General features: G+C 71.2%; 19 protein-coding genes. 12 read left to right on the top strand and 7 right to left on the bottom strand.

All coding sequences use genetic code 11. The features are described 5' to 3' along the window. Positions 1 to 981, bottom strand: coding sequence for an ABC transporter permease (locus DEI99_RS04505; RefSeq protein ID WP_071263395.1), 981 nt, complete (start codon positions 979 to 981; stop codon positions 1 to 3). A 255-nt stretch (positions 982 to 1,236) separates the two neighbouring features. Here DEI99_RS04505 and DEI99_RS04510 point away from each other — a divergent pair, with 255 nt between their 5' ends. Further along, positions 1,237 to 2,955 (top strand): ABC transporter family substrate-binding protein, encoded by a 1,719-nt coding sequence (locus tag DEI99_RS04510; RefSeq protein WP_111041095.1) that lies wholly within the window; start codon positions 1,237 to 1,239, stop codon positions 2,953 to 2,955. A gap of 73 nt (positions 2,956 to 3,028) precedes the next feature. Here DEI99_RS04510 and DEI99_RS04515 read toward each other — a convergent pair whose 3' ends face one another. The 3 genes from DEI99_RS04515 to DEI99_RS04525 form a co-directional block, all read right to left on the bottom strand. Continuing rightward, the gene (locus DEI99_RS04515; RefSeq protein ID WP_111041096.1) at positions 3,029 to 3,589 is read right to left on the bottom strand and encodes a PH domain-containing protein; all 561 of its coding nucleotides are present in this window, start codon (positions 3,587 to 3,589) and stop codon (positions 3,029 to 3,031) included. A gap of 216 nt (positions 3,590 to 3,805) precedes the next feature. Beyond that, entirely contained in the window at positions 3,806 to 4,285 is a 480-nt protein-coding gene (locus DEI99_RS04520) for a peroxiredoxin (protein WP_111041097.1), read from the bottom strand. Between the two features lie 241 nt (positions 4,286 to 4,526). Continuing rightward, the gene (locus DEI99_RS04525) at positions 4,527 to 5,276 is read right to left on the bottom strand and encodes a CPBP family intramembrane glutamic endopeptidase (protein WP_111041098.1); all 750 of its coding nucleotides are present in this window, start codon (positions 5,274 to 5,276) and stop codon (positions 4,527 to 4,529) included. A gap of 121 nt (positions 5,277 to 5,397) precedes the next feature. On the opposite strand from DEI99_RS04525, the gene typA reads away from it, so the two are divergent. The 7 genes from typA to DEI99_RS04560 all read left to right on the top strand — a co-directional run bounded on the left by typA (position 5,398) and on the right by DEI99_RS04560 (position 13,685). Beyond that, positions 5,398 to 7,320 carry a translational GTPase TypA gene (gene typA, locus DEI99_RS04530; protein WP_071263385.1) on the top strand — a complete coding sequence of 641 codons (1,923 nt, stop codon included), beginning with the start codon at positions 5,398 to 5,400 and terminating at the stop codon, positions 7,318 to 7,320. 99 nt (positions 7,321 to 7,419) lie between these two features. Then, entirely contained in the window at positions 7,420 to 8,613 is a 1,194-nt protein-coding gene (locus DEI99_RS04535; protein WP_181434373.1) for an amidohydrolase, read from the top strand. A 359-nt stretch (positions 8,614 to 8,972) separates the two neighbouring features. Beyond that, the gene (locus tag DEI99_RS04540) at positions 8,973 to 9,524 is read left to right on the top strand and encodes a hypothetical protein (RefSeq protein ID WP_146247070.1); all 552 of its coding nucleotides are present in this window, start codon (positions 8,973 to 8,975) and stop codon (positions 9,522 to 9,524) included. Between the two features lie 18 nt (positions 9,525 to 9,542). After that, the gene (locus DEI99_RS04545; protein ID WP_111041101.1) at positions 9,543 to 10,727 is read left to right on the top strand and encodes a PIG-L family deacetylase; all 1,185 of its coding nucleotides are present in this window, start codon (positions 9,543 to 9,545) and stop codon (positions 10,725 to 10,727) included. A gap of 35 nt (positions 10,728 to 10,762) precedes the next feature. Beyond that, positions 10,763 to 11,080, top strand: coding sequence for a ferredoxin (gene fdxA / locus DEI99_RS04550; RefSeq protein ID WP_071263377.1), 318 nt, complete (start codon positions 10,763 to 10,765; stop codon positions 11,078 to 11,080). A gap of 14 nt (positions 11,081 to 11,094) precedes the next feature. Beyond that, a complete protein-coding gene (gene dapC / locus DEI99_RS04555; RefSeq protein ID WP_111041102.1) occupies positions 11,095 to 12,213 on the top strand; it encodes a succinyldiaminopimelate transaminase in 1,119 nt (372 codons plus the stop codon). A 173-nt stretch (positions 12,214 to 12,386) separates the two neighbouring features. Then, on the top strand, positions 12,387 to 13,685 hold the full coding sequence (locus tag DEI99_RS04560) for a citrate synthase (protein ID WP_111041103.1): 1,299 nt from the start codon (positions 12,387 to 12,389) through the stop codon (positions 13,683 to 13,685). Between the two features lie 969 nt (positions 13,686 to 14,654). On the opposite strand, the gene dapD is transcribed toward DEI99_RS04560, so the two are convergent. After that, a complete protein-coding gene (dapD, locus tag DEI99_RS04565) occupies positions 14,655 to 15,626 on the bottom strand; it encodes a 2,3,4,5-tetrahydropyridine-2,6-dicarboxylate N-succinyltransferase (RefSeq protein ID WP_111041104.1) in 972 nt (323 codons plus the stop codon). 143 nt (positions 15,627 to 15,769) lie between these two features. On the opposite strand from dapD, the gene dapE reads away from it, so the two are divergent. After that, positions 15,770 to 16,852 carry a succinyl-diaminopimelate desuccinylase gene (gene dapE / locus DEI99_RS04570; protein ID WP_111041105.1) on the top strand — a complete coding sequence of 361 codons (1,083 nt, stop codon included), beginning with the start codon at positions 15,770 to 15,772 and terminating at the stop codon, positions 16,850 to 16,852. Further along, a complete protein-coding gene (locus tag DEI99_RS04575) occupies positions 16,837 to 18,081 on the top strand; it encodes a hypothetical protein (protein WP_111041127.1) in 1,245 nt (414 codons plus the stop codon). Before dapE ends, DEI99_RS04575 begins: the two co-directional genes overlap by 16 nt. Here the strand turns inward: DEI99_RS04575 and DEI99_RS04580 are convergent. Further along, positions 18,060 to 19,292: an AI-2E family transporter gene (locus DEI99_RS04580; RefSeq protein ID WP_181434374.1), complete on the bottom strand. Its 1,233-nt coding sequence runs from the start codon at positions 19,290 to 19,292 to the stop codon at positions 18,060 to 18,062. The two genes, DEI99_RS04575 and DEI99_RS04580, sit on opposite strands and share 22 nt — an antisense overlap. Positions 19,293 to 19,419: 127 nt before the next feature. Between DEI99_RS04580 and DEI99_RS04585 the strand changes: the two genes are divergently transcribed. Both DEI99_RS04585 and DEI99_RS04590 read left to right on the top strand, forming a co-directional pair. Beyond that, positions 19,420 to 19,590: a DUF3117 domain-containing protein gene (locus tag DEI99_RS04585; protein WP_017887054.1), complete on the top strand. Its 171-nt coding sequence runs from the start codon at positions 19,420 to 19,422 to the stop codon at positions 19,588 to 19,590. A 278-nt stretch (positions 19,591 to 19,868) separates the two neighbouring features. Further along, positions 19,869 to 20,597: an AAA family ATPase gene (locus DEI99_RS04590; RefSeq protein ID WP_111041107.1), complete on the top strand. Its 729-nt coding sequence runs from the start codon at positions 19,869 to 19,871 to the stop codon at positions 20,595 to 20,597. Positions 20,598 to 20,817: 220 nt separating this feature from the next. Here DEI99_RS04590 and DEI99_RS04595 read toward each other — a convergent pair whose 3' ends face one another. Next, positions 20,818 to 21,450 (bottom strand): O-methyltransferase, encoded by a 633-nt coding sequence (locus tag DEI99_RS04595; RefSeq protein ID WP_071298160.1) that lies wholly within the window; start codon positions 21,448 to 21,450, stop codon positions 20,818 to 20,820. Positions 21,451 to 21,503 lie beyond the last annotated feature (53 nt).

Below are 21,503 nucleotides of genomic sequence, written 5' to 3' on the forward strand. Positions count from 1 at the left end.
TCACACCCTCACTCGCGGGTCGAGCGCGGCGTACAGCAGGTCCGCGAGGGTCCCTGCGATGAGCACGAGGATCGCCGTGAAGAGGATCGTGCCCGACGCCGCGTTGATGTCGTTGTTGGTGATGCTCGTGATGAAGTACTCGCCCATGCCGTGCCAGCTGAACACGAGCTCGGTGATGCTCGCGCCGGTCAGGATGAGTCCGAACGAGTACGCGAAGAAGGTGGACATCGGGATGAGCGCGACGCGGACGCCGTGCCGCATGATGGCCGACCCCCGCGTCCGGCCCTTCGAGCGCGCGGTCCGGATGAAGTCGTTCGAGAGCACGTCGAGCATCGCGGAGCGCTGGTAGCGGGAGTACGACGCGACGGCGCCGACCGTCAACGAGATCGTCGGCAACAACAGGTGCACCAGCCGGTCGCCGAGCACCGGGAAGAACCCGGTCACCCCCGGGGTGTACTCGCCGGTGAACCGGATGGCCTGCACACCGAGGCCCTGGTTCAGGGCGGTCGTCAGGATCATGAGCACGACGGCGATCACGAAGGTCGGCGTCGCGAGGACGGCGAAGGACAGGTACGTCGACACCTGGTCCGACGCGCGGTACTGCCGGACGGCGTTCCAGACACCGAGCAGCACGCCGAGGAGCGCACCGAGCAGGCTGCCGATGACGAGGAGCCGCAGGCTCGTGCCGGACCGGGCGATGATGTCGGCCGTGACCTCGGTGCCGCGCGTGCTGAGCCCGAGCGAACCGTGGGTCACGAGGCCGACCCACCAGTCCCACGTGCGGACGATCAGCGGGGTCCCCGGATCGGCGCCGAGCTTCTGCAGCGACGCGTCGATCGTGCCCTGCGGGACCGCCGGGTTGCGGCCGAGGAACCGGGCCGCCGGGTTGAGCGTCGTGCTGGCGAGGATGTAGCCGAGGGTGGTCGCCACGATCGTCAGGATGACGTAGTTGACGATCCGCTTCGCGATGAAGGCAAGCATTCGTGTGACCTCGTGGGGTACGGCCGTCCGACCGGACGGCGTTGTCGGTGGCGACAGGTTAGCCGGTCCGGGCAGGCGGGTGGGACAACGGAAGTGACGTTATGCAACATTCGTTACGAGCATGTTTCGATTCACGGCACAGGCCCTTGCAGAGCCTTCGGATGTGACTAGGGTTCTCAACCAACAGACGTGACGGCCGGGGGTCGGTCGCGTTCCAGCGCTCCGGCGCGAACCACACGAAAGGGAATCCTCGCCATGCGAAAGAGGATCAAGGGCATCGGTGTGCTCGCCACCGCGGCGGCTGCCGTCGTCGTCCTGGCCGGCTGCTCCGGCGGCGGGAGTGCTGGCAACAGCAGCTCCCCGGTCGCCGAGTCGTCGCTGAAGTCGACGGGTTGGACCGTCGCGGACCGCGCCGACGTCAAGGACGGCGGGTCGATCACCCTGCCGATCGACTCGGCTCCGGCCAACTGGCAGCTGCTCAACCTGGACTCGGGGACCGTGGACGACACCACGATCTCGCAGACTTACCTGCCGAGCTTCATCCAGTTCAAGGAGAACGGCGAGTGGGAGGCGAACAAGGACTACGTCGACTCGATCGAGCTGACGAAGGACTCCCCGCAGACCGTGGAGATCAAGATCAACCCGAAGGCCGTCTGGTCCGACGGGACGCCGCTGTCCGCGAAGGACGTCATCGCCAACTGGAAGGCGCTGAACGGCTCGGACAAGGCCTTCGCACCGCTGGCCACCAACGTCTGGGAGGACGTCGACTCGGTCAAGCAGGGTTCCGACGAGCGTGACGTCATCGTCACCTTCTCGAAGACGAACGCCGACTGGGCGAGCGTCTTCACCGCGATCTACCCCTACTGGGCCGTCGACACCCCCGACCACTTCAACAAGGCGTGGGCCAAGGGCCCCTACGAGGCCGACGGGAAGACCTACGTCTCCGGTGGCCCGTACATCCTCAAGTCCTTCGACGCCAACGGTGGCGTCGTGACCTTCGAGAAGAACAGCAAGTGGTGGGGCGACCCGGGCAAGCTGGACACCATCGTCTTCAAGACGGTGTCGCGCGACGGCGTCGCACAGGCCTACGGCAACAAGGAGCTCGACGCGTTCAACCTGAACGGCAGCGCCGACAACTTCAAGACCGCCAACTCGCGCTCCGACTCGAAGATCGAGCGCTCGCTCGGCACCACGCAGCGCCAGATCACGCTCAACGGCACCTCGGACGTCTTCAAGGACCAGGAGGTCCGTCAGGCCTTCGCGCAGGCCATCAACCGCAAGGTGCTGGCCCAGGCCATCCTGTCCCCGGTCAAGAGCCCCGGTGACGTGCTGAACAACCTGACGTTCCTGCCCGGCCAGAAGGGCTACGAGGACGACGTGACGAGCGTCTACGGCTACGACACCGCCAAGGCGAAGAAGAAGCTCGAGGACGCCGGCTACACGATCGGCTCCGACGGCTACGCCACGAAGGGCGGCAAGGCGCTCGAGGTCCGCTTCGTGATCCCGTCGGACAACCCGAACTCGGCCAACGTCGCGCAGCTCGTGCAGCAGCAGACGAAGGCGGCCGGCTTCAAGGTCACCATCGACACCGTCCCGACCGACGACTTCTTCACGAAGTACATCACCACGACGACGCGTGACTTCGACGCCACGTACTTCGCGTGGCAGGGCACGCCGTTCCCGATCTCGTCGCTGAAGTCGATCTACTACCCCGCCGACGCCGGTCAGAACTACACCGGTGTCACCGACGACTCGCTCGGCGAGGCCTGGGACACCGCCAACGGTGAGCTCGACGTCGATGCCCGCATCAAGGACGCGCAGGAGATCGACAAGAAGATCGTCGCCGTCGCCGGCACCATCCCGCTGTTCGCCGAGCCCTACGCCTGGGGGGTGCGGAAGGACCTGGTGAACTACGGTCCCTCGCAGTTCCAGCAGTCCTCGGTGAAGTGGCAGGACGTGGGTTACACCGAGTAGCCACCGGTCGCACGACCCGCGACGACACCCCCGACGTCACACGACGTCGGGGGTGTCGTTCGTCGTCGGGCACTCACAGCCGTGCCGCGGCGAGGGACGCCGCGACGCCGAGCACCACGAGCGCCAGGACGGTCCAGCCGTGGACGCGGTGCGTGATCGGCGCAGCCGTCACGGTCGCCGGGGGCGGGCCGTCCTGACGGACCGGCGCGGGTACCCGGGCCCGGATGCGCGCAGCCGCAGCGTCGACGTCGAGGCGATCCGTGCCTCCCGACCGGGCGTCGGTCCCCGTCCCGAGCACGGCGAGCCGCGCCGTCGGGCGGGTGGCGATCCAGACGCGGCGGACGCCCTCGCTGGTCACCACCTCGATGCCGTACTTCGTCCGCACGTCCGTGATGCGCGACCACGTGACCTCGCTGGTGCGCCGGACGTCCACGATGCGCAGTGCGTCGGGCGTGAGCTCGAGCCGCGGGCGCCAGAGTGCCGCCCACGCGACGAACGCGACGCAGATGCTCGGGATCGGGGCGAGCCAGGGCGAGCCGCCGCCGACCAGAGCGAGCGGGACCATGACGACGGCCGCGACCCACAGGACGACGGCCAGACGGCGGAGACCCAGGGCGACGATCGTGGTGTGCACCGGACGAGGCTACGAGATGCCTCCCCGGGAACGCCCGGGGAGCGGGTGTGACACACCGGCGCGTACCTCCGGACGACCCGGTTCCCCGGGGAGGCAGATCCAGTTCGGACCGCTCGTCGACGTCAATGGTCACCGCCCCCAGTTCGGGTGTCAACACCCCACGGGCACCGATCCCGCGATCGCCGTGCGCGATCCGGCCGACGGGCCGCGTGCCGGTCAGGCGACGAGGAGCTCCACCTGGTGGCGGATCGCCTCGGCCTTCGGGAACCGCAGGCCGACCAGCCCGACGTGCCGCCAGCGCACGAGTCCGTCCGGGCCGATGACGAACACCGAGCGGCGCAGCGGCAACCCCGGCGCGTTGACCCCGTACGCGCGGATGACCTCGCCGCTCGTGTCGCTCAGCAGGGGGAAGGTGAGCGACGAGCCGCGGGCGAAGGCCTCGTGCGAGTCGAGCGCCTGCGGGCTGATGCCCCACACGACGGCGCCGAGGTCGGCGAAGTCGTCGAGCTCCTCCTGGTAGCTGCAGAGCTGCGCGGTGCAGACCGGGGTGGCGTCGCCGGGGTAGAACGCGAGCACGAGGGGACGGCCGACGACGGACGTCCGCGAGTACTCGTCGTCCGCGCGGGCGCCACCGCGAACGATCATGCCGGGCAGGGTGAAGTCCGGTGCGGGCTCGCCGACGGCGGGGATGCTCATGCGCTCACGGTAGGGGTGCCGGACGGGTACGTCCCCTCGGCGCGCTGGACGGACACCGTGGATGCGCTCAGGGTCGCCCGTGGGTGCGTGGGTGCGCGGCAGCGCGGGCGCGCGAGCGCGCGGGCGCGCGAGCGCGCGGGCGCGCGGGTGCGCGGACGCGCGGGTGCGCGGACGCCGGGGCGCGGGGGCGCGAGCGTGGGTGCGGGCGCGCAGGCGCAGGCGCTGGCGCTGGCGCTGGCGCTCAGCTGAACAGCTGCGGGAACGCGTGCGCCACCCAGGGGTAGCCGACGAACACCACGGCATCGAGCAGGCAGTGCGTGATGACGAGCGGCAGCAGTCGCCCCCACGTCGTGTAGATCCACCCGAACACGACCCCCATCACCGCGTTCCCGACGAACGCGCCGAAGCCCTGGTACAGGTGGTAGCTGCCCCGCAGCACCGCCGTCGACAGGATCACCTGCCACCGGCCCCACCCGAGGTCGCCGAGCCGGGCGTACAGGTACCCGATGACGATCACCTCCTCCTGCAGGCCGGACCGGACCGCGGAGAGCAGCAGGACGGGCACCGTCCACCAGTAGGAGTTGAGCGCCGCCGGGTCGACCGCCACCGTGATGCCGAGCGCACGCCCTGCGAAGTACAGGGCGAGGCCGGGGACGCCGATGCAGAGGGCGATGAGCGCCGGCCCACCGAGGTCCGGCTTCACGCGGAACCGGTCGATCCCGAGCCGGCCGAGGTGCGGGCGCGACGAGCTCCAGAGCAGGTAGCAGACGAGCGCCACCGGGGCCAGGTCCACCGCGATCCCGAGCAGCTGCCGCGCCAGGTCGACGTACTGCACCGTCGTCGACGAGGTGTTGAGGGCCGTCGACTGCTCGCCGAGCGGGGTCGGCTGCGACAGGTCGTCGATGATCTGCAGGATCGAGTACAACGCGCTGCCACCGAGTGAGAGCAGGAGCACGATCGTGATCTCGACCCACGTTCGCCGTCGGCTCATGCCCTGTACTCCTGTCGATTGCGAACTACCGGTAGACTGGCGTGTCGGGCGTTCTGCCCACGGGTGCGGTGCTGTCAAGTCGCTGGCCCGACACTCACCCAGAAATCGAAGGATGTCCTGTATGGCGCTCGCCACCCGGTCCGACCTGCGCAACGTCGCCATCGTGGCACACGTCGACCACGGCAAGACCACCCTCGTCGACGCGATGCTCACGCAGACGAACTCGTTCGACGCCCACTTCGAGGGCGAGGACCGGATGATGGACTCGAACGACCTCGAGCGCGAGAAGGGCATCACGATCCTCGCGAAGAACACCTCGGTGCTCTACAACGGGAAGCACGCGACCGAGTTCGGCTCCGACGGTCCCATCACCATCAACGTGATCGACACCCCCGGCCACGCCGACTTCGGTGGCGAGGTCGAGCGCGGTCTGTCCATGGTCGACGGTGTCGTCCTGCTCGTCGACGCGTCCGAGGGCCCGCTGCCGCAGACCCGCTTCGTGCTCCGCAAGGCGCTCGCCGCGAAGCTCCCGGTGATCCTGCTCGTCAACAAGACGGACCGCCCCGACTCCCGCATCGACGAGGTCGTCTCCGAGTCGCAGGACCTGCTCCTCGGCCTGGCCTCGGACCTGTCGGACGAGGTCGACGACCTCGACCTCGACGCGATCCTCGACGTCCCTGTGGTCTACGCCTCGGGTCGCGCCGGTGCCGCGTCGCGCAACAAGCCGGCCGACGGCTCGCTGCCCGACAACGAGGACCTCGAGCCGCTGTTCGAGGCGATCCTGCAGCACGTCCCCGCGCCGAAGTACGACGACCAGCACCCGCTGCAGGCCCACGTCACCAACCTCGACGCGTCGCCGTTCCTCGGCCGCCTCGCGCTGCTCCGCATCTTCCACGGCACGATGAAGAAGGGCCAGACGGTCGCGTGGGTCAAGCACGACGGCACCGTCGCGAACGCCCGCATCACCGAGCTCCTCATCACCAAGGCGCTCGAGCGCTACCCGGCCGAGTCGGCAGGCCCCGGTGACATCGTCGCCGTCGCCGGCTTCGACACGATCACCATCGGCGAGACCCTGACCGACCCCGAGGACGTGCGCCCGCTGCCGACCATCACGGTCGACGACCCGGCGATCTCGATGACGATCGGCACGAACACCAGCCCGCTCGTCGGCAAGGTCAAGGGCCACAAGCTGACCGCCCGCATGGTCAAGGAGCGCCTCGACCGCGAGCTCATCGGCAACGTCTCGCTCAAGGTCCTCGACATCGGTCGTCCGGACGCCTGGGAGGTCCAGGGCCGTGGTGAGCTCGCGCTCGCCATCCTGGTCGAGCAGATGCGTCGCGAGGGCTTCGAGCTCACCGTCGGCAAGCCGCAGGTCGTCACGAAGCGTGACGAGAACGGCAAGCTGCAGGAGCCGTACGAGCACATGACGATCGACACGCCGGAGGAGTACCTCGGCGCGATCACGCAGCTCATGGCCGCCCGCAAGGGCCGCATGGAGAACATGACGAACCACGGCACCGGCTGGGTGCGCATGGAGTTCATCGTCCCGTCGCGTGGCCTCATCGGCTTCCGCACCTCGTTCCTGACCGAGACCCGCGGCACCGGCATCGCGAACGCGATCTCGCACGGCTACGACGAGTGGGCCGGCCCGATCCAGACCCGCATCAACGGCTCGATCGTGTCCGACCGGTCGGGCGTCGTCACGCCGTTCGCCATCACGAACCTGCAGGAGCGGATGACGTTCTTCGTCAACCCGACCGAAGAGGTCTACGAGGGCATGGTCATCGGCGAGAACTCGCGCGCCGACGACATGGACGTCAACATCACGAAGGAGAAGAAGCTCACGAACATGCGTTCGGCGAACGCCGACTCCTTCGAGTCGATGACGCCGTCGCGCCAGCTCTCCCTCGAGGAGTGCCTGGAGTTCGCGCGCGAGGACGAGTGCGTCGAGGTCACCCCCGACGCCGTCCGCATCCGCAAGGTCGAGCTCGACGCGCAGGCCCGCCAGCGCTCGTACGCCCGCCTGAAGCGCCAGGACGCGTAAGCACCAGCACGAGCAACACACAGGAGGCCCGTCCTCCGTCCGACGGTCCGGTCACCTGCAACAGGTGGCCGGGCCGTTCGCGGTTGTACCGTGGTCAGCGTGACTCTCGACCTGCTCTCGATCTACCAGGACCTGCACGCCCACCCGGAGCTCGGCTTCCAGGAGCACCGCACCGCCGGTGTCATCACCGGGAAGCTCGCCGAGATCGGCGGGATCGAGGTGACGACGGGTGTCGGCGGCACCGGTGTCGTCGGCGTCGTGTCGAACGGCGAGGGCCCCGTGGTCTGGCTCCGCGCCGACATGGACGGCCTGCCGGTGCAGGAGCGCTCCGGACTGCCCTACGCGAGCGAGCACCACGGCACCGACGAGGAGGGCAAGGACGTCCCGACGATGCACGCCTGCGGCCACGACATCCACGTCACGTGGCTGCTCGGCACGTTGGAGCGCCTGGTCGCGACCACGGCCGACTGGCGCGGCACGGTCGTCGCCGTCTTCCAGCCCGCGGAAGAAGTGATCTCCGGCGCCCGGGCGATGGTCGAGGACGGCCTGGCCGACCGGTTCCCGAAGCCCGACGTCGTGCTCGGTCAGCACTCCGCCCCGGCACCCGTCGGCATCGTCGCGGTCGGCACCGGACCCGTGATGGCCTCGAGCGACCGGCTCACCGTCACGTTCAACGGCCGGGGCGCGCACGGCTCGGCGCCGCAGGCGTCGCTCGACCCGATCGTCACCGCGGCCTCGGCCGTGGTGCGACTGCAGACCGTCGTCGCACGCGAGGTCTCGCCCAGCGACGCCGGCGTCGTCACCGTCGGCAGCTTCCACGCCGGCACCCGGGCGAACATCATCCCCGACCAGGCCGTCATCGAGATCTCGACGCGTGCCCGCAACGAGGAGACCCGTGCGCGCATCATCGCCTCGATCGAGCGGATCGTGCGGGCCGAGAGCACCGCGGGTGGCCTGCCCGAGCCGACGATCACCCGCGCGCCGGGCGCCGAGGTGACGGTGAACGATGCCGAGGCCGCCGCCCGGGTGCTCGACGCGGTCCGCGCCGTGGTGCCCGGAGCCCGCGACCTGGAGATCGGGCTCGCCATGGCGTCGGAGGACGTCGGCCAGCTCGCCACCGCTGCCGGAGCGCCGCTCGTGTACTGGTTCACGGGCATCACCGACCCGGAGCTCTTCCGCCGCGGCGCGGACATCCCGAGCAACCACTCGCCGTTCTACGCCCCGCAGGCCGAGACCGCGATCCCCGTCGGGGTCGACGCCCTCGTGGCTGCCACCCGCGCGTACGTCGGGTAGCGCTCGGCGCCCTCGTCCGTGCCGGGGCTGCGCTGCGCGCGTGGTCCGCTCGTGCTCCGTCCCGTCTCGTCGGACGCGGTGCGTGCGCGTTCCGTCCCATCGCACGCAGCATGGGAAGCAGATCCGCGCGTAGGGGGCCAGACCAACCGCCCTCCCACGCGCGGTTCTGCTTGCCACGCGCGGTTCTGCTTCCTACGCGCGGATCTGCTTCCCACGCGCGGTTCTGCTCCCCACGCGCGGAACGGCCACCCGTGCGCGGGAGGGCTGACCACGCGAGCGGGCGGAACCGGCCACAGCGCGGCAGGACGTTCCCAGGGGACTCACGCCGGGCCTCCCGGATGCTCCGTTACGGTCGCGACATGCGTTCTCTCCGTACCCCGCTGATCGCCGCCGTCGCTGCCGGCATCGCCCTGGCCGGACTCACCGGGTGCTCGTCCGAGGCCGTACGCCAGGCCACCGACCTCGGTTCCTCGGTCGCGTCCGACGTGGCCGAGGGCGTGCGGGGCATCGACGGGGCCGCCATCCAGGACGGCATGTCCCAGGTGGCGGGCGGCATCGACGGTGCGCTCGACACTGCGCTCAAGGGTGCGGACGTGACCTCGGACGGCAAGGTGCCGGACGGGTTCCCGTCGGCCGGGGTGCCGCTCGTCGACGGCACCGTCCTCGGCGGGGGAGCGGGGCCGAACGGCTCCGGCTGGGTCGTGCAGGTCCGCGCCGCGTCCGTCGACGACTTCACCGCCGCGGTGCAGCAGCTGGCCGACGCCGGGTTCACCGAGTCCGCGAAGCGAGCGGACTCGTCGAGTGCGTTCGGCATGTTCCGCAGCGACGGGTACCGCGTCGTGCTCACGTTCTCGGACAGCGGGGACGGCGGCGCGGGAGCGACCGCGACGTACATCGTCACACCCCGGTAGTCCCGTACCCTGGGTGCGATGTCGAAGGCCCCCGTCACCCGTCCCGAGCACGTCCTCTTCGTGCACGCCCACCCCGACGACGAGACGCTCGCGTCCGGTGGGACGATCGCCACGCTGCTCGAGCGCGGCGCACGCGTGACCGTCCTCACCGCGACCCGGGGGGAACGCGGCGAGATGCTCACGGCGCAGCTCGCACCGCTCGCCGGCGACGGCCCACGGGTCGCCCGGCACCGGGAGACCGAGATCGCCGCGGCACTCGCCGCCCTCGGCGGGCCGTCCCACCTGTGGCTCGGCGGACCGGGTGCACGCCCGACCGACCTGCCGGAGCGCCGCTACGTCGACTCCGGCATGCAGTGGGGTCCGGACGGCCGGGCCACCGCGGCGGAGGACGCCCCGGCCGACTCGCTCACCGCGGCCGATCTCGGCGAGGTCGTCGACGACGTCCGCGCGGCGATCCGCTCCACCGGGGCCGACGCCGTCGTGAGCTATGCCGACGACGGCGGGTACGGCCACCCGGACCACGTCCGGGTGCACCACGCCGCGCGGCACGCCGCCCGGGCCGAGGAGGTCCCGTTCTCGATGATCGTCGACCCGGACGGCGGCGACGCCGACCTGACCGTCGACGTCCTGCCGGTCCGTGCGAAGGTCCGCGCCGCCGTCGAGCAGTACCGCTCGCAGGTCACGGTCGACCCCGAGGACCGCGCCGACCCCGGCAACCTGTCGTGGGTGATGCCGCACGGCGTCCGGCAGCACGCGCCCGCGGTCGAGGCGTACCGCTACGACGCCGACCCGGAGCCGGCCGCCCCGCAGACCTACGCCGAGATGACCGGCCAGGGCAAGGCGACGGCCGTCGTCGTCGCGTTCGTGCTCGGCGCCGTCACGGGCGGCCTCGGCACGGTGACGCACCAGCAGACGGTGGGGTCGTTCCCGATCGGCATGGTGCTCACCACCCTGATCGTCGTCGGCCTGACCGTCGGCGTCCGGCTCGTGTACCGGTCCCGCGCCATGGTCGCGGCCATCGGCATCGGGGTCATCGTCGCGACCCAGGTGCTGGTGTCCGTCGGCGGCCAGAGCTCGCCCCTCGTGCTCGCGAACGCCGCCGGGTACGTCTGGACGTTCGCCCCGGCCGTCATCGCCGCGCTCGTGCTGGCCTGGCCGGACCTGTCCGGGCTGCGGTCACGGACGACCAGCGCCGCCGAGTAGACTCGGACCCGCTCGTCGAAGGGAGCACCCGAACCGTGACCTACGTGATCGCCCAGCCCTGTGTCGACGTCAAGGACCGCGCCTGCATCGACGAATGCCCCGTCGACTGCATCTACGAGGGCGACCGGTCGCTCTACATCCACCCCGACGAGTGCGTCGACTGCGGTGCGTGCGAGCCGGTGTGCCCCGTCGAGGCCATCTACTACGAGGACGACCTGCCCGACGAGTGGGCGGACTACTACAAGGCGAACGTCGAGTTCTTCCAGGAGATCGGTTCTCCCGGCGGCGCCGCGAAGGTCGGTGTGATCCACAAGGACCACCCGGTCGTCATGGCCCAGCCCCCGCGCGCCTGAGCGGGACCGGCCACGTGGCGCTCGACCTCCCCGACTTCCCCTGGGACCAGCTCGTCCCGTTCAAGCAGCGCGCCGCAGCGTACGAGGGCGGCATCGTCGACCTCAGCGTCGGCTCGCCCGTCGACCCGACCCCCGAGGTCGTCCGCACCGCGCTGTCCGCGGCCACCGACGCGCACGCGTACCCGCAGGTCGCGGGCACCCCGGCACTGCGCCAGGCCATCGCCGACTGGTACGGCCGCCGACACGGCGTCGAGCTGACCGAGGCGCACACCCTGCCGACGATCGGCTCGAAGGAGTTCATCGCCGGCCTCGCCCTGTGGCTCGGTGTCGGACGGGGCGACACGGTCGTGTTCCCCGCCGCGGCCTACCCGACCTACGAGCTCGGCGCGGCCCTGGTCGGCGCGGACGCGTTGGCCTCCGACGACCCGGCCTCCTGGCCGGAGACGACGAAGCTCGTCTGGCTGAACTCCCCGGGCAACCCCGACGGTCGCGTGCTCACGATCGACGCCCTGCGGGCCGCGGTGACCCGTGCGCGCGAGCTCGGCGCCGTCATCGTCGGCGACGAGTGCTACGCCGAACTCGGGTGGGACGACGAGTACGCCACGACGCCCACCCCCACGATCCTCGACCCGCGGGTCGTCGGTGACTCGCTCGACGGCGTGCTCAGCGTCTACTCGCTCTCGAAGCAGTCGAACCTCGCCGGCTACCGTGCGGCCTTCGTCGCGGGTGACGCAGCGATCCTCGCCGACGTCCTCACCGTGCGGAAGCACGCGGGACTCATGCCGCCGCTGCCCGTGCAGCAGGCGATGGTCGTCACGCTGCAGGACGAGACGCACGTGCAGCAGCAGAAGGCCCGGTACCGCGCACGGCGGAACATGCTCCGACGGGCACTCGAGGACGCCGGCTTCCGCATCGACCACAGCGAGGCGGGCCTCTACCTATGGGCGACCCGTGGCGAGCCCGCACTCGACACCGTCTCCTGGCTGGCCGACCACGGCATCCTCGTCGCCCCGGGCACGTTCTACGGCGTGGCCGGGGGCGAGCACGTCCGCGTGGCGCTCACCGCGACCGACGAGCGCATCGCCGCCGCGGCGCAGCGCCTGGCCAGCAGCCGCCGACTCGGCGCGGCGTAGCACGGCGGGCGTCCGAGGCACCCGTCACGAGCCGGAACGCAACCGGTGGTGCCCACCAAGTCGTGACCTCGGATGTGTACACGAGCGACAGACGCCGCGATTAGGCTGTCCTCGTGACTGACACTGCCAATGACGCTCAGAAGACGGCCACACCGCCCACGACGCCCGTCCCCGTGAGTCCGACCGCCGAGCAGGCGACCGAGACCGCCACGTTGACGTACCCCGGGGGCTCGGCAGAGTTCCCGATCCTGCGCAGCGTCGACGGTGCCTCGGCGATCGACATCGCGAGCCTCAAGAAGCAGACCGGGCTCAACACGCTCGACTACGGGTTCGTGAACACCGGGGCCACCCGCAGTGCCATCACCTACATCGACGGCGACCAGGGGATCCTGCGCTACCGCGGCTACCCGATCGACCAGGTCGCGGCGAACTGCACGTACCTCGAGGTCGCCTGGCTCCTCATCTACGGCGAGCTGCCCAGCCCCGCCGAGCTTGAGGCCTTCGACGCCCGCATCCGTCGGCACACCCTGCTGCACGAGGACCTGCGCCGACTGTTCGACGCCCTGCCGCACTCCGCGCACCCGATGTCGGTGCTGTCGAGCGCCGTGAGCGCCCTGTCGACCTACTACGAGGACGACATGGACGTCGACGACCCCGAGAAGGTCGAGCTGCAGACCGTCCGGCTCCTCGCGAAGCTGCCCGTCATCGCCGCCTACGCGCACAAGAAGGCCATCGGGCAGGCGTTCCTGTACCCGGACAACTCGCTGTCGTTCGTCGACAACTTCCTGCGGCTCAACTTCGGCACGATGGCCGAGACGTACCAGCCGAACCCGGTGCTCTCGAAGGCCCTCGAGCGCCTGCTCATCCTGCACGAGGACCACGAGCAGAACGCCTCGACGTCGACGGTCCGGCTCGTGGGGTCGACGAAGGCGAACATGTTCGCGTCGATCTCGGCCGGCATCAACGCCCTGTACGGCCCGCTGCACGGCGGCGCGAACGAGGCCGTGCTCGAGATGCTGCAGCAGATCAAGGACTCCGGCGAGCCGGTGTCGCGCTTCGTCGAGCGGGTGAAGAACAAGGAGCAGGGCGTCAAGCTCATGGGCTTCGGACACCGGGTCTACAAGAACTACGACCCCCGCGCCAAGCTCGTCAAGGAGTCCGCGCACGAGGTCCTCGAGTCCCTCGGCGTGCAGGACGACCTGCTCGACATCGCGATGGAGCTCGAGCAGATCGCGCTGGAGGACGAGTACTTCGTCAGCCGCAAGCTCTACCCGAACGTCGACTTCTACACGGGCATCATCTACAAGGCGATGGGCTTCCCGCCCCGCATGTTCACCGTGCTCTTCGCGATCGGCCGCCTGCCCGGGTGGATCGCACAGTGGCGCGAGCTGAACAACGACCCGCAGAACAAGATCGGTCGCCCGCAGCAGCTCTACGTCGGAGCCCCGGAGCGCGAGGTCCCGAAGCGCTGACCGACCGCGAACGCCCCGTCCCACGGTTTTGTGGGGCGGGGCGTTCGTCCGTGTGGGGGCGCGTCCCTCGTGCCGTCCGTGCCGTGCCGTGCTGTGCGTGCCGTTCCGTGCCGTGCCGTGCCGTGCCGTGCCGTCCGTGCCGTTCCGTGCCGTGCCGTGCCGTGCCGTTCCATCCCACCCTGCCCCGGGCTCCGGCCGCGCGAACGGGCGAAAGAACCGGGTCGCCGGCCGGGTGCGCTCGGGCCTTTCGCCCGCTCGCGGCGCTCGGGGCTCGGCCACTCGCGGCGCCCCGTGCTCGGCCGGGATCGACGTGCGCGCTCGCGGCCGCTCGAGCGGGCGGAACACCCGGGTGACCATACAGATGACTCGGGCAGTCCGCCCGCTCGCAGGGTTGGGCGATCGGCAGGGCCGGTGATCCGGGGGCTCGTCGGGCGAGCGGACGAAAGACCCGGGTGGCCGTGCAAAAGAGTCCGGCATTCTGCCCGCTCGCGGGGTCCGGGCGTTCGGCAGGGCCGGTGATCCGGGGGCCCGCCGGTCGAGCGGGCGAAAGACCCGGGTGGCCGTGCAGAAGAGTCCGGCATTCCGCCCGCTCGCGGGGCCCTGGCGGTCGTGATGGCCGGCGATCCGAGTGCCCGTCGGTCGAGCGGGCGAAAGACCCGGGTGGTCGTGCAGAAGAGTCCGGCATTCCGCCCGCTCGCGGGGCACGGGCGCTCGGGGTGGCCGGCGATCCGAGGGTCCGTCGGTCGAGCGGGCGGAACGTGCGGGTCACGGAGCGAGCGCACCCGGGCATTTCGCCCGCTCGGGGCCGGGGGAGATGGAGTGCCGACCGCGGGGTCGAGTGGGCACGAACTGTCGCCCGAGCGTGCTCCAGGCGACAGGACGTGCACCCTGGGGGGACACGCACGGCAGGTTGCGACCACTCGCGCCGGGCTGCCGGCCGGACGGGCGAGTGCGTCCCGGCCGGGCGGGCTAGGCGTGCAGCGCCGTGTTGAGCTGGATGCCCTCGCCCGCGCGCTGCAGGGCCTCGACGGCGCCGGTCAGGCTGTTGCGGCGGAACAGCACGTTCGGGGCGCCGGAGAGCTCGGCGGCCTTGACGGTCCGCGGGGTGCCGTCGGGGTTCGGGGCGGCGCCGACGAGCACGACCTTCGTGCCCGCGGTGACGTAGAGGCCGGCCTCGACCACCGAGTCGTCGCCGAGCGAGATGCCGAGGCCGGCGTTCGCACCGAGCAGTGCACGCTCGCCGAGGGAGACGCGGTGCGTCCCGCCGCCGGAGAGCGTGCCCATGATCGATGCCCCGCCGCCGATGTCGGTGCCGTTGCCGACGACGACGCCCTGGGAGACACGGCCCTCGATCATCGCGTCGCCGAGGGTGCCGGCGTTGAAGTTCACGAAGCCCTCGTGCATGACGGTGGTGCCGGGGGCGAGGTGCGCGCCGAGGCGGACCCGGTTCGCGTCGGCGATGCGCACGCGGTCCGGGACGACGTAGTCGAGCAGGCGGGGGAACTTGTCGACCGCGTGCACGGCGATGCCGGCGCGCTGCAGCGCTGGGCGCAGGCGGGTGAGGGCGTCCGGGTGGACCGGGCCCGCGTTCGTCCAGGCAACGATCGGCAGGTGCCCGAAGACCCCGTCGAGGTTGACGGCGTTCGGCTGCACGTGCAGGTGGCTGAGCAGGTGCAGGCGCAGGTAGGCGTCGGGGGTGCTCGCCGGAGCGGCGTCGATCGAGATGGCGGTGGTGACCGCTTCGATGCGGACCTCGCGGCGGGGGTCCTCGCCGACGTGGGCCTGCAGTTCCGCGGGGAACGTGGCGTCGGCGGGCACGGCGCCGAGGTGCGTCTCCGGGTACCAGGTGTCGAGCGTCGTGCCGTCGGCGGCGATCGTCGCGAGGCCGTGGCCCCACGCGGCGGTCGGACGGTCGGCGGTCGTGTCGGTGGTGTCGGTCACCGCACCAGGGTACCGAGGCGGCGGGACCGGCCACCCGACCGGCTGGACGGACGCTGCCCGGCCGGGACGGGCCTCCCGGACGACGCCCGGTCGGTGTGGACGCAGGCCAGCGCGACGCCAGGGGCTGCCGATAAGGTGACCGCATGCCGGAGCAGCTCGACCTCACCGCCTCGTCCATCGACATCACCCGCGCCATCTGCGACATCGAGTCGGTGTCCGGCAACGAGCGGGCGCTCGCCGACGCGATCGAGGCGGTGCTCACGCCGCTGCCGCACCTCGAGGTGATCCGCGACGGCGACGCGATCGTCGCCCGGACGACGCTCGGCCGCGACCGCCGCGTGGTCATCGCCGGGCACATCGACACGGTGCCCCTGAACGGCAACCTGCCGACGGAGTTCCGCACGACCGAGGACGGCACCGAGATCCTGTGGGGCCGTGGCACGGTCGACATGAAGGCGGGCTGCGCGGTCCAGCTGAAGCTGGCGCACGACCTGACCGAGCCGAACGTCGACGTCACGTGGGTCTTCTACGACCACGAGGAGGTCAGCGACGCGCTGAACGGCCTCGGCCGCCTCGCCCGCACCCGACCCGAGCTGCTGGCCGGGGACTTCGCGATCCTCGGGGAGCCGTCCGGCGCCCAGATCGAGGGCGGGTGCAACGGCAACCTCCGCGCAGAGGTGCGCGCGTACGGCAAGCGGTCGCACAGCGCGCGGAGCTGGATCGGCGACAACGCCATCCACAAGGCGGCGCCGATCCTGGCGACGCTCGCCGCCTACGAGCCCCGCACGGTGACCGTCGACGGCCTCGAGTACCGCGAGGGCCTCAACGCCGTGGGCGTCACGGGCGGCATCGCCGGCAACGTGATCCCGGACGAGGTCATGGTCCACGTGAACTACCGCTTCGCGCCGTCGCGCTCCGCCGACGAGGCCGTGGCGCACATCCGCGAGCTGTTCGACGGCTACCAGGTGGACATCGTCGACCTCGCCGCGGGCGCCCGGCCCGGTCTCGATGCCCCGCTCGCGCAGGACTTCGTGGCGGCGGTCGGCGGTCCGGCGCCGCGCCCGAAGTACGGCTGGACCGACGTCGCGCGGTTCTCGGCGCTCGGCGTGCCTGCCGTCAACTACGGCCCGGGCGAGCCGGTCTTCGCCCACCACGACGACGAGCAGGTGCCCGTCGAGCAGATCACCGCGGTCGAGGTCGGCCTCCGTCGGTGGCTGACGGCCTGACGTCCGCCGGGACGACCCGGCGGGGCACCGTGCCCGTCCGCTGGCGTGCCCGGTACCGCACGATCCCGTGGTGGGTCCGCACCGCGGTCGTCTACGTGCTCGCCCGGCTCGTCACCGGCGGGATGCTGCTCGCCTTCGCGTCGGTCCAGCCGGCGAACTCGTTCACCGGGGCTCGTCCGTCGTACCTGTCGTTCGCGTCCGTCTGGGACGGTGCCTGGTACCGGGTGATCGCCACCGGCGGCTACCCCTCGACACTGCCGGTGGACGCCGCCGGGCACGTCACCGAGAACGCGTGGGCGTTCATGCCGGCGTACCCGTTCCTGGTGCGCGGCCTGATGGTGCTGAGCGGGGCGTCGTTCGAGTTCGTCGCCGTCACGGTGTCGCTCGCCGCGGGCCTGGGCGCTGCCCTCGTCTTCCGACGGCTCGCGGGACGGTTCCTCGACGACGCACGGGCGTCGTTCGCGACCCTGCTGTTCTGCGTCGCACCGGTGTCCGCGGTGTTCCAGGTCGCCTACGCCGAGTCGATGGGCCTGTTCCTGCTGCTCGTCGCGCTGCTGCTGGTGGTGGACCGACGGTGGTGGGCGATGCTGCCCGTCGTCCTGCTGCTCGGCATGACCCGTCCGACCGGACTCGCGTTCGCGTTCTTCCTGGTGCTCTTCGTCGGCGCCTGGGCGATCCGCCCGGCGTGGGTGCGCGAGTCCGAGCCGCTGACGCTGCGTCGACTCGTGCCCCCGGGCGTCGTCGCGGTGGTGTCCGGGTTGGTCGGGCTCGCTTGGCCGGCGATCGCCTGGGCGGCGACCGGGGTGCCGAAGGCGTACACCGACACCGAACTGGCCTGGCGGTCGTCGTACATCGGTTGGAAGGAGCTCGTGCCCTTCGCGCCGTGGGTGCAGGGCTTCGGTTGGTGGTTCCGGCAGCCGGTCGGCGGGGTCCTGCTCGCCGTGGTGCTCATCGGGTTCGCCGCGTTCGTCGCCATGCCCGCCGCTCGGCGGGTCGGACTGGAGCTCCGGCTGTGGGGCGTCGCGTACCTGGTGTACCTGCTCGCGGTGTTCTTCCCGCAGTCGAGCACCTGGCGGATCCTCGTGCCCCTCGCCCCGCTGCTCGGCATCGTCGCGCTGCCGCGGTCGCGGGTGTACCGGGTCCTCGTGGTGGCAGTGTGCATCGGACTGCAGTGGGTGTGGCTGTACCACTGCTGGTGGATCGACGGCTACGACTGGACCCCGCCGTGATCGGTCGTCCGCCCCGCACGGGCGTCGGCGCGGGCTCGCAGCCGCTCCGCGGTCGTCGCGCGCTCGCGCTGCGGCACCGTCGCTGACACGGGCTCCGGGTCGCCCGGCCGCCAGGCTGCCGCTGCGGTGACCATGGCGTTCACCGTCGCGATGAACGGCACCGCGAAGAACGCGCCGACGACACCGGCGATCGCGGTGCCCGCGGTCACGCCGAGCACGACGCCGAGTGGGTGCACCTTGACCGCGCTGCCCGTCAGGAACGGGTGGAGCACGTGGCTCTCGAGCTGCTGCACGACGATGATGATGCCGAGCATGACGAGGGCCGGTCCGACGCCGTTGAAGACCAGCGCGATGACCACGGCGAGCACACCGGCGACGATTGCGCCGACCACGGGGACGAACGCGCCGAGGAACACGACCACCGCGATCGGGATCGCGAGCGGGATCTGCAGCGCCAGCGCTCCGATCATCACGCCGAGGGCGTCGGTGACGGCCACGACGAGCTGCACGCGGATGAAGCTCGTCAGGGTCTTCCACCCCGCGTGACCGGCGACGTCGATGCGCGCACGGGCCCGACGCGGGAAGATCCGCACGACCCACCGCCAGATCCGAGCGCCGTCGACGAGCACGAAGATCGTCGTGAACACGATGATGAACAGGCCCTCGAGCACGTGCACCGCGCCGGTCCCCGCCGCCTGGAACCCGGACAGGATCGACGAGGCGTGCGCCTGCAGGTAGCCGGTGCCGCTCGACACGAGCGAGTCGACGTCCTTCGTGGTGATGCCGAAGGGTTGGGTGTCGAGCAGGCTCTGCAGGGACTGGACGCTGTGGTGCAGCCGGCGTTCGAGCGACGGCAGGTCGGCGCGGACCTGTTCGGTGACGAGCAGCCCCAGCCCGCCGAGCACGAGCACGAGCGCGACGAGGCTCGACAGCACGGCGAGCCACTTCGGCCAGCGGTGCCGCTGCAGGAACGCGGACATCGGCGAGAGGAGCGCGCAGACGAGCAGCGCGATGAGGAAGGGCACGACGATGTCCTGCAGCAGGACCACGAACGCGACCACCACAGCGATCCCGGCACCGATGACCAGGAGTCGCCACGTGAAGGCCGCGCCGATGCGCAGGCCCTCCGGCACCGGGTCGCCGTACCGCCCGGACCGGCGAGGACGGGCCGCGTCGAGCGAGCGGCGACGCGTGGAGGTGGTGTTCAGCATCCGCTGAGGGTACGAACGCGAACCGCGAGAACGCGGCGATCCGACACCCCCAACCTGGGCGGTTTCGCAGTTGCCCCCTCCGTACGGGATAATGGGCCTGCATTTACTGCACGAAAGGGGACATCTGATGGCAGCCATGAAGCCGAGGACCGGTGACGGGCCGATGGAGGCTGTTAAGGAGGGTCGACTCATCATCGTGCGGGTTCCGCTCGAAGGTGGAGGCCGCCTGGTCGTCTCGGTCAACGACGCCGAGGCCAAGGAACTCCACGACGCACTCGCCGAGGTCGTCTCGGCCTAGTACGTCGAAGCACCAGAACGACGGGCCCGGGGCGTGTACGCCCCGGGCCCGTCGTCTGCCCACGAGTGACCCGAGACGGTCGCGGATCGTCTCGAGACGGTCGCGGGGCGACCCGAGGCAGTCGCGCAGCGGCCCGAGGCAGTCGCGGATCGTCTCGAGGCGGTCGCGGGGCGGCCCGAGGCAGTCGCGCAGCGGCCCGACGCGGTCGCGGTGGAGGTCGGGACGTCGACGCCGCCACCGGCCGTCGCACTGTCGGCACCGTCCGACAGGATGGGTCCGTGCCGAGGACCCACCTGCCCATCCGCCGCATCGAGGAGTACCTCGACCCCGCCCCGATGCCGCGCGACGTGTGGCCCGCCACCCTCGCCCCGGTGCGGCAGGTGCTCGACGAGGGACTCGACCTCGGCCCGGTCACGGTGTTCGTCGGCGACAACGGCGTCGGCAAGTCCACCCTCGTCGAGGCGATCGCGCTGCACTTCGGCATGTCGCCGGAGGGCGGGTCCACCCAGTCCGGCCACTCGACGCGGCCGTCCGAGTCGTCGTTGTGGGAGCACATCGTCCTCCGCCGCGACCCCGGCGCCCCGCGCGGCGGCTTCTTCCTGCGCGCCGAGACCATGCACGGGTTCTTCACCTACCTCGAGGAGCACCCGAACCGCAGTCGCCCCGAGCCGGTGTTCCACGAGCGGAGCCACGGGGAGTCCTTCCTGGACTTCGTGATCGACCGTGCGCGGTGGCCCGGGCTCTGGATCCTCGACGAGCCGGAGTCGGCGCTGTCGTTCTCGGGGTGCCTGACGCTCATCGCGCTGCTGCGGTCGATCGTCGAGACCGGCGTCGGGCAGGTGGTGCTGTCGACGCACTCGCCCGTGCTCGCCGCGTTCCCGGGAGCGACGATCCACGAGGTGGGGGAGTGGGGGCTGCGGCGCACCGAGTGGGCCGACCTGGACCTCGTGCGGAACCAGCGGGCGTTCCTCGAGGCCCCGGAGCGGTACCTCCGGCATCTCGACTGAGCCGGCGGCGGACAGTCGACGCCGACGCCAGCGCCGACGCCGGGGTCGACGCCGGCCGGCCGACCCCGCCGTCGGTCGACACCGCGGCCGGTCGACGCCGACGCCGCGGTCGACGCCGGCCGGCCCCGCGACCGGTCGGCGCCCGCGAGCGCCCGACGTCGCAGCCACTCGACGCCGCAGCCACCCACCACCATCGCCGCGGCGGCACGTGGCGATCGCGCTACGCGGTGACCTTCGTCAGCTGCAGCAGGCCGTCCCCGGCGGGCGACAGCGCGCTGCGCACGGCCCCCGAGGTCGACACCTCGGTCAGCAGCAGCCGGAAGTCCGTGGTCGCACGGTCCCGCTTCACCGGGTCGGCCACGCGGCCGCGCCACAGCGCGTGCGGCACCAGGACGGTGCCGCCGAGGCGGGCGAGTCGCAGCCCGTGCTCGACGTACTCGATGACGTGCTCGGGGTCGGCGTCGACGAGGACGACGTCGTAGGACGCCTCGTTCATCCGGGGCAGGACCTGGTTCGCGCGGCCGGGGATGAGTCGGACGCGTGCCGGTGCGGTGCCGGCGCTGATGAAGGCGTCGCGGGCGAACTGCTGGTGGTCGACCTCGACGTCGATGGTGGTCAGGGTCGCGTCCGGCGCGCCGCCGAGCAGGTACAGACCGGAGACTCCCAGGCCGGTGCCGATCTCGATGATGCTCGACGCCCGTGAGGCGGCCGCGATCACCCCGATCTGTGCGCCGATGGCGGGGGAGATCGCCTCGACCCCGAGTTCCAGGGAGTGCTCACGAGCACGGGCGATCGCCTCGGTCTCCGAGACGATGTCCTCGGCGAACTTCCAGTTCGACTCTTTCTCTGACACGCACACTCCGTTCGGGTCACAACTCTAGGGGTGCGACGGAGCAGCACGGGTTA

The organism is Curtobacterium sp. MCLR17_036 (genome assembly GCF_003234445.2).
GTDB lineage: Bacteria > Actinomycetota > Actinomycetes > Actinomycetales > Microbacteriaceae > Curtobacterium.

Excerpts from the sequence above, each read along its gene's own strand:
- DEI99_RS04520 (WP_111041097.1), bottom strand. The coding sequence starts at position 4,285 with ATGAGCATCCCCGCCGTCGGCGAGCCCGCACCGGACTTCACCCTGCCC.
- DEI99_RS04585 (WP_017887054.1), top strand. The coding sequence starts at position 19,420 with ATGGCAGCCATGAAGCCGAGGACCGGTGACGGGCCGATGGAGGCTGTT.
- DEI99_RS04540 (WP_146247070.1), top strand. The coding sequence starts at position 8,973 with ATGCGTTCTCTCCGTACCCCGCTGATCGCCGCCGTCGCTGCCGGCATC.
- DEI99_RS04525 (WP_111041098.1), bottom strand. The coding sequence starts at position 5,276 with ATGAGCCGACGGCGAACGTGGGTCGAGATCACGATCGTGCTCCTGCTC.
- DEI99_RS04505 (WP_071263395.1), bottom strand. The coding sequence starts at position 981 with ATGCTTGCCTTCATCGCGAAGCGGATCGTCAACTACGTCATCCTGACG.
- DEI99_RS04510 (WP_111041095.1), top strand. The coding sequence starts at position 1,237 with ATGCGAAAGAGGATCAAGGGCATCGGTGTGCTCGCCACCGCGGCGGCT.
- DEI99_RS04580 (WP_181434374.1), bottom strand. The coding sequence starts at position 19,292 with ATGCTGAACACCACCTCCACGCGTCGCCGCTCGCTCGACGCGGCCCGT.
- dapE (WP_111041105.1), top strand. The coding sequence starts at position 15,770 with ATGCCGGAGCAGCTCGACCTCACCGCCTCGTCCATCGACATCACCCGC.
- typA (WP_071263385.1), top strand. The coding sequence starts at position 5,398 with ATGGCGCTCGCCACCCGGTCCGACCTGCGCAACGTCGCCATCGTGGCA.
- DEI99_RS04545 (WP_111041101.1), top strand. The coding sequence starts at position 9,543 with ATGTCGAAGGCCCCCGTCACCCGTCCCGAGCACGTCCTCTTCGTGCAC.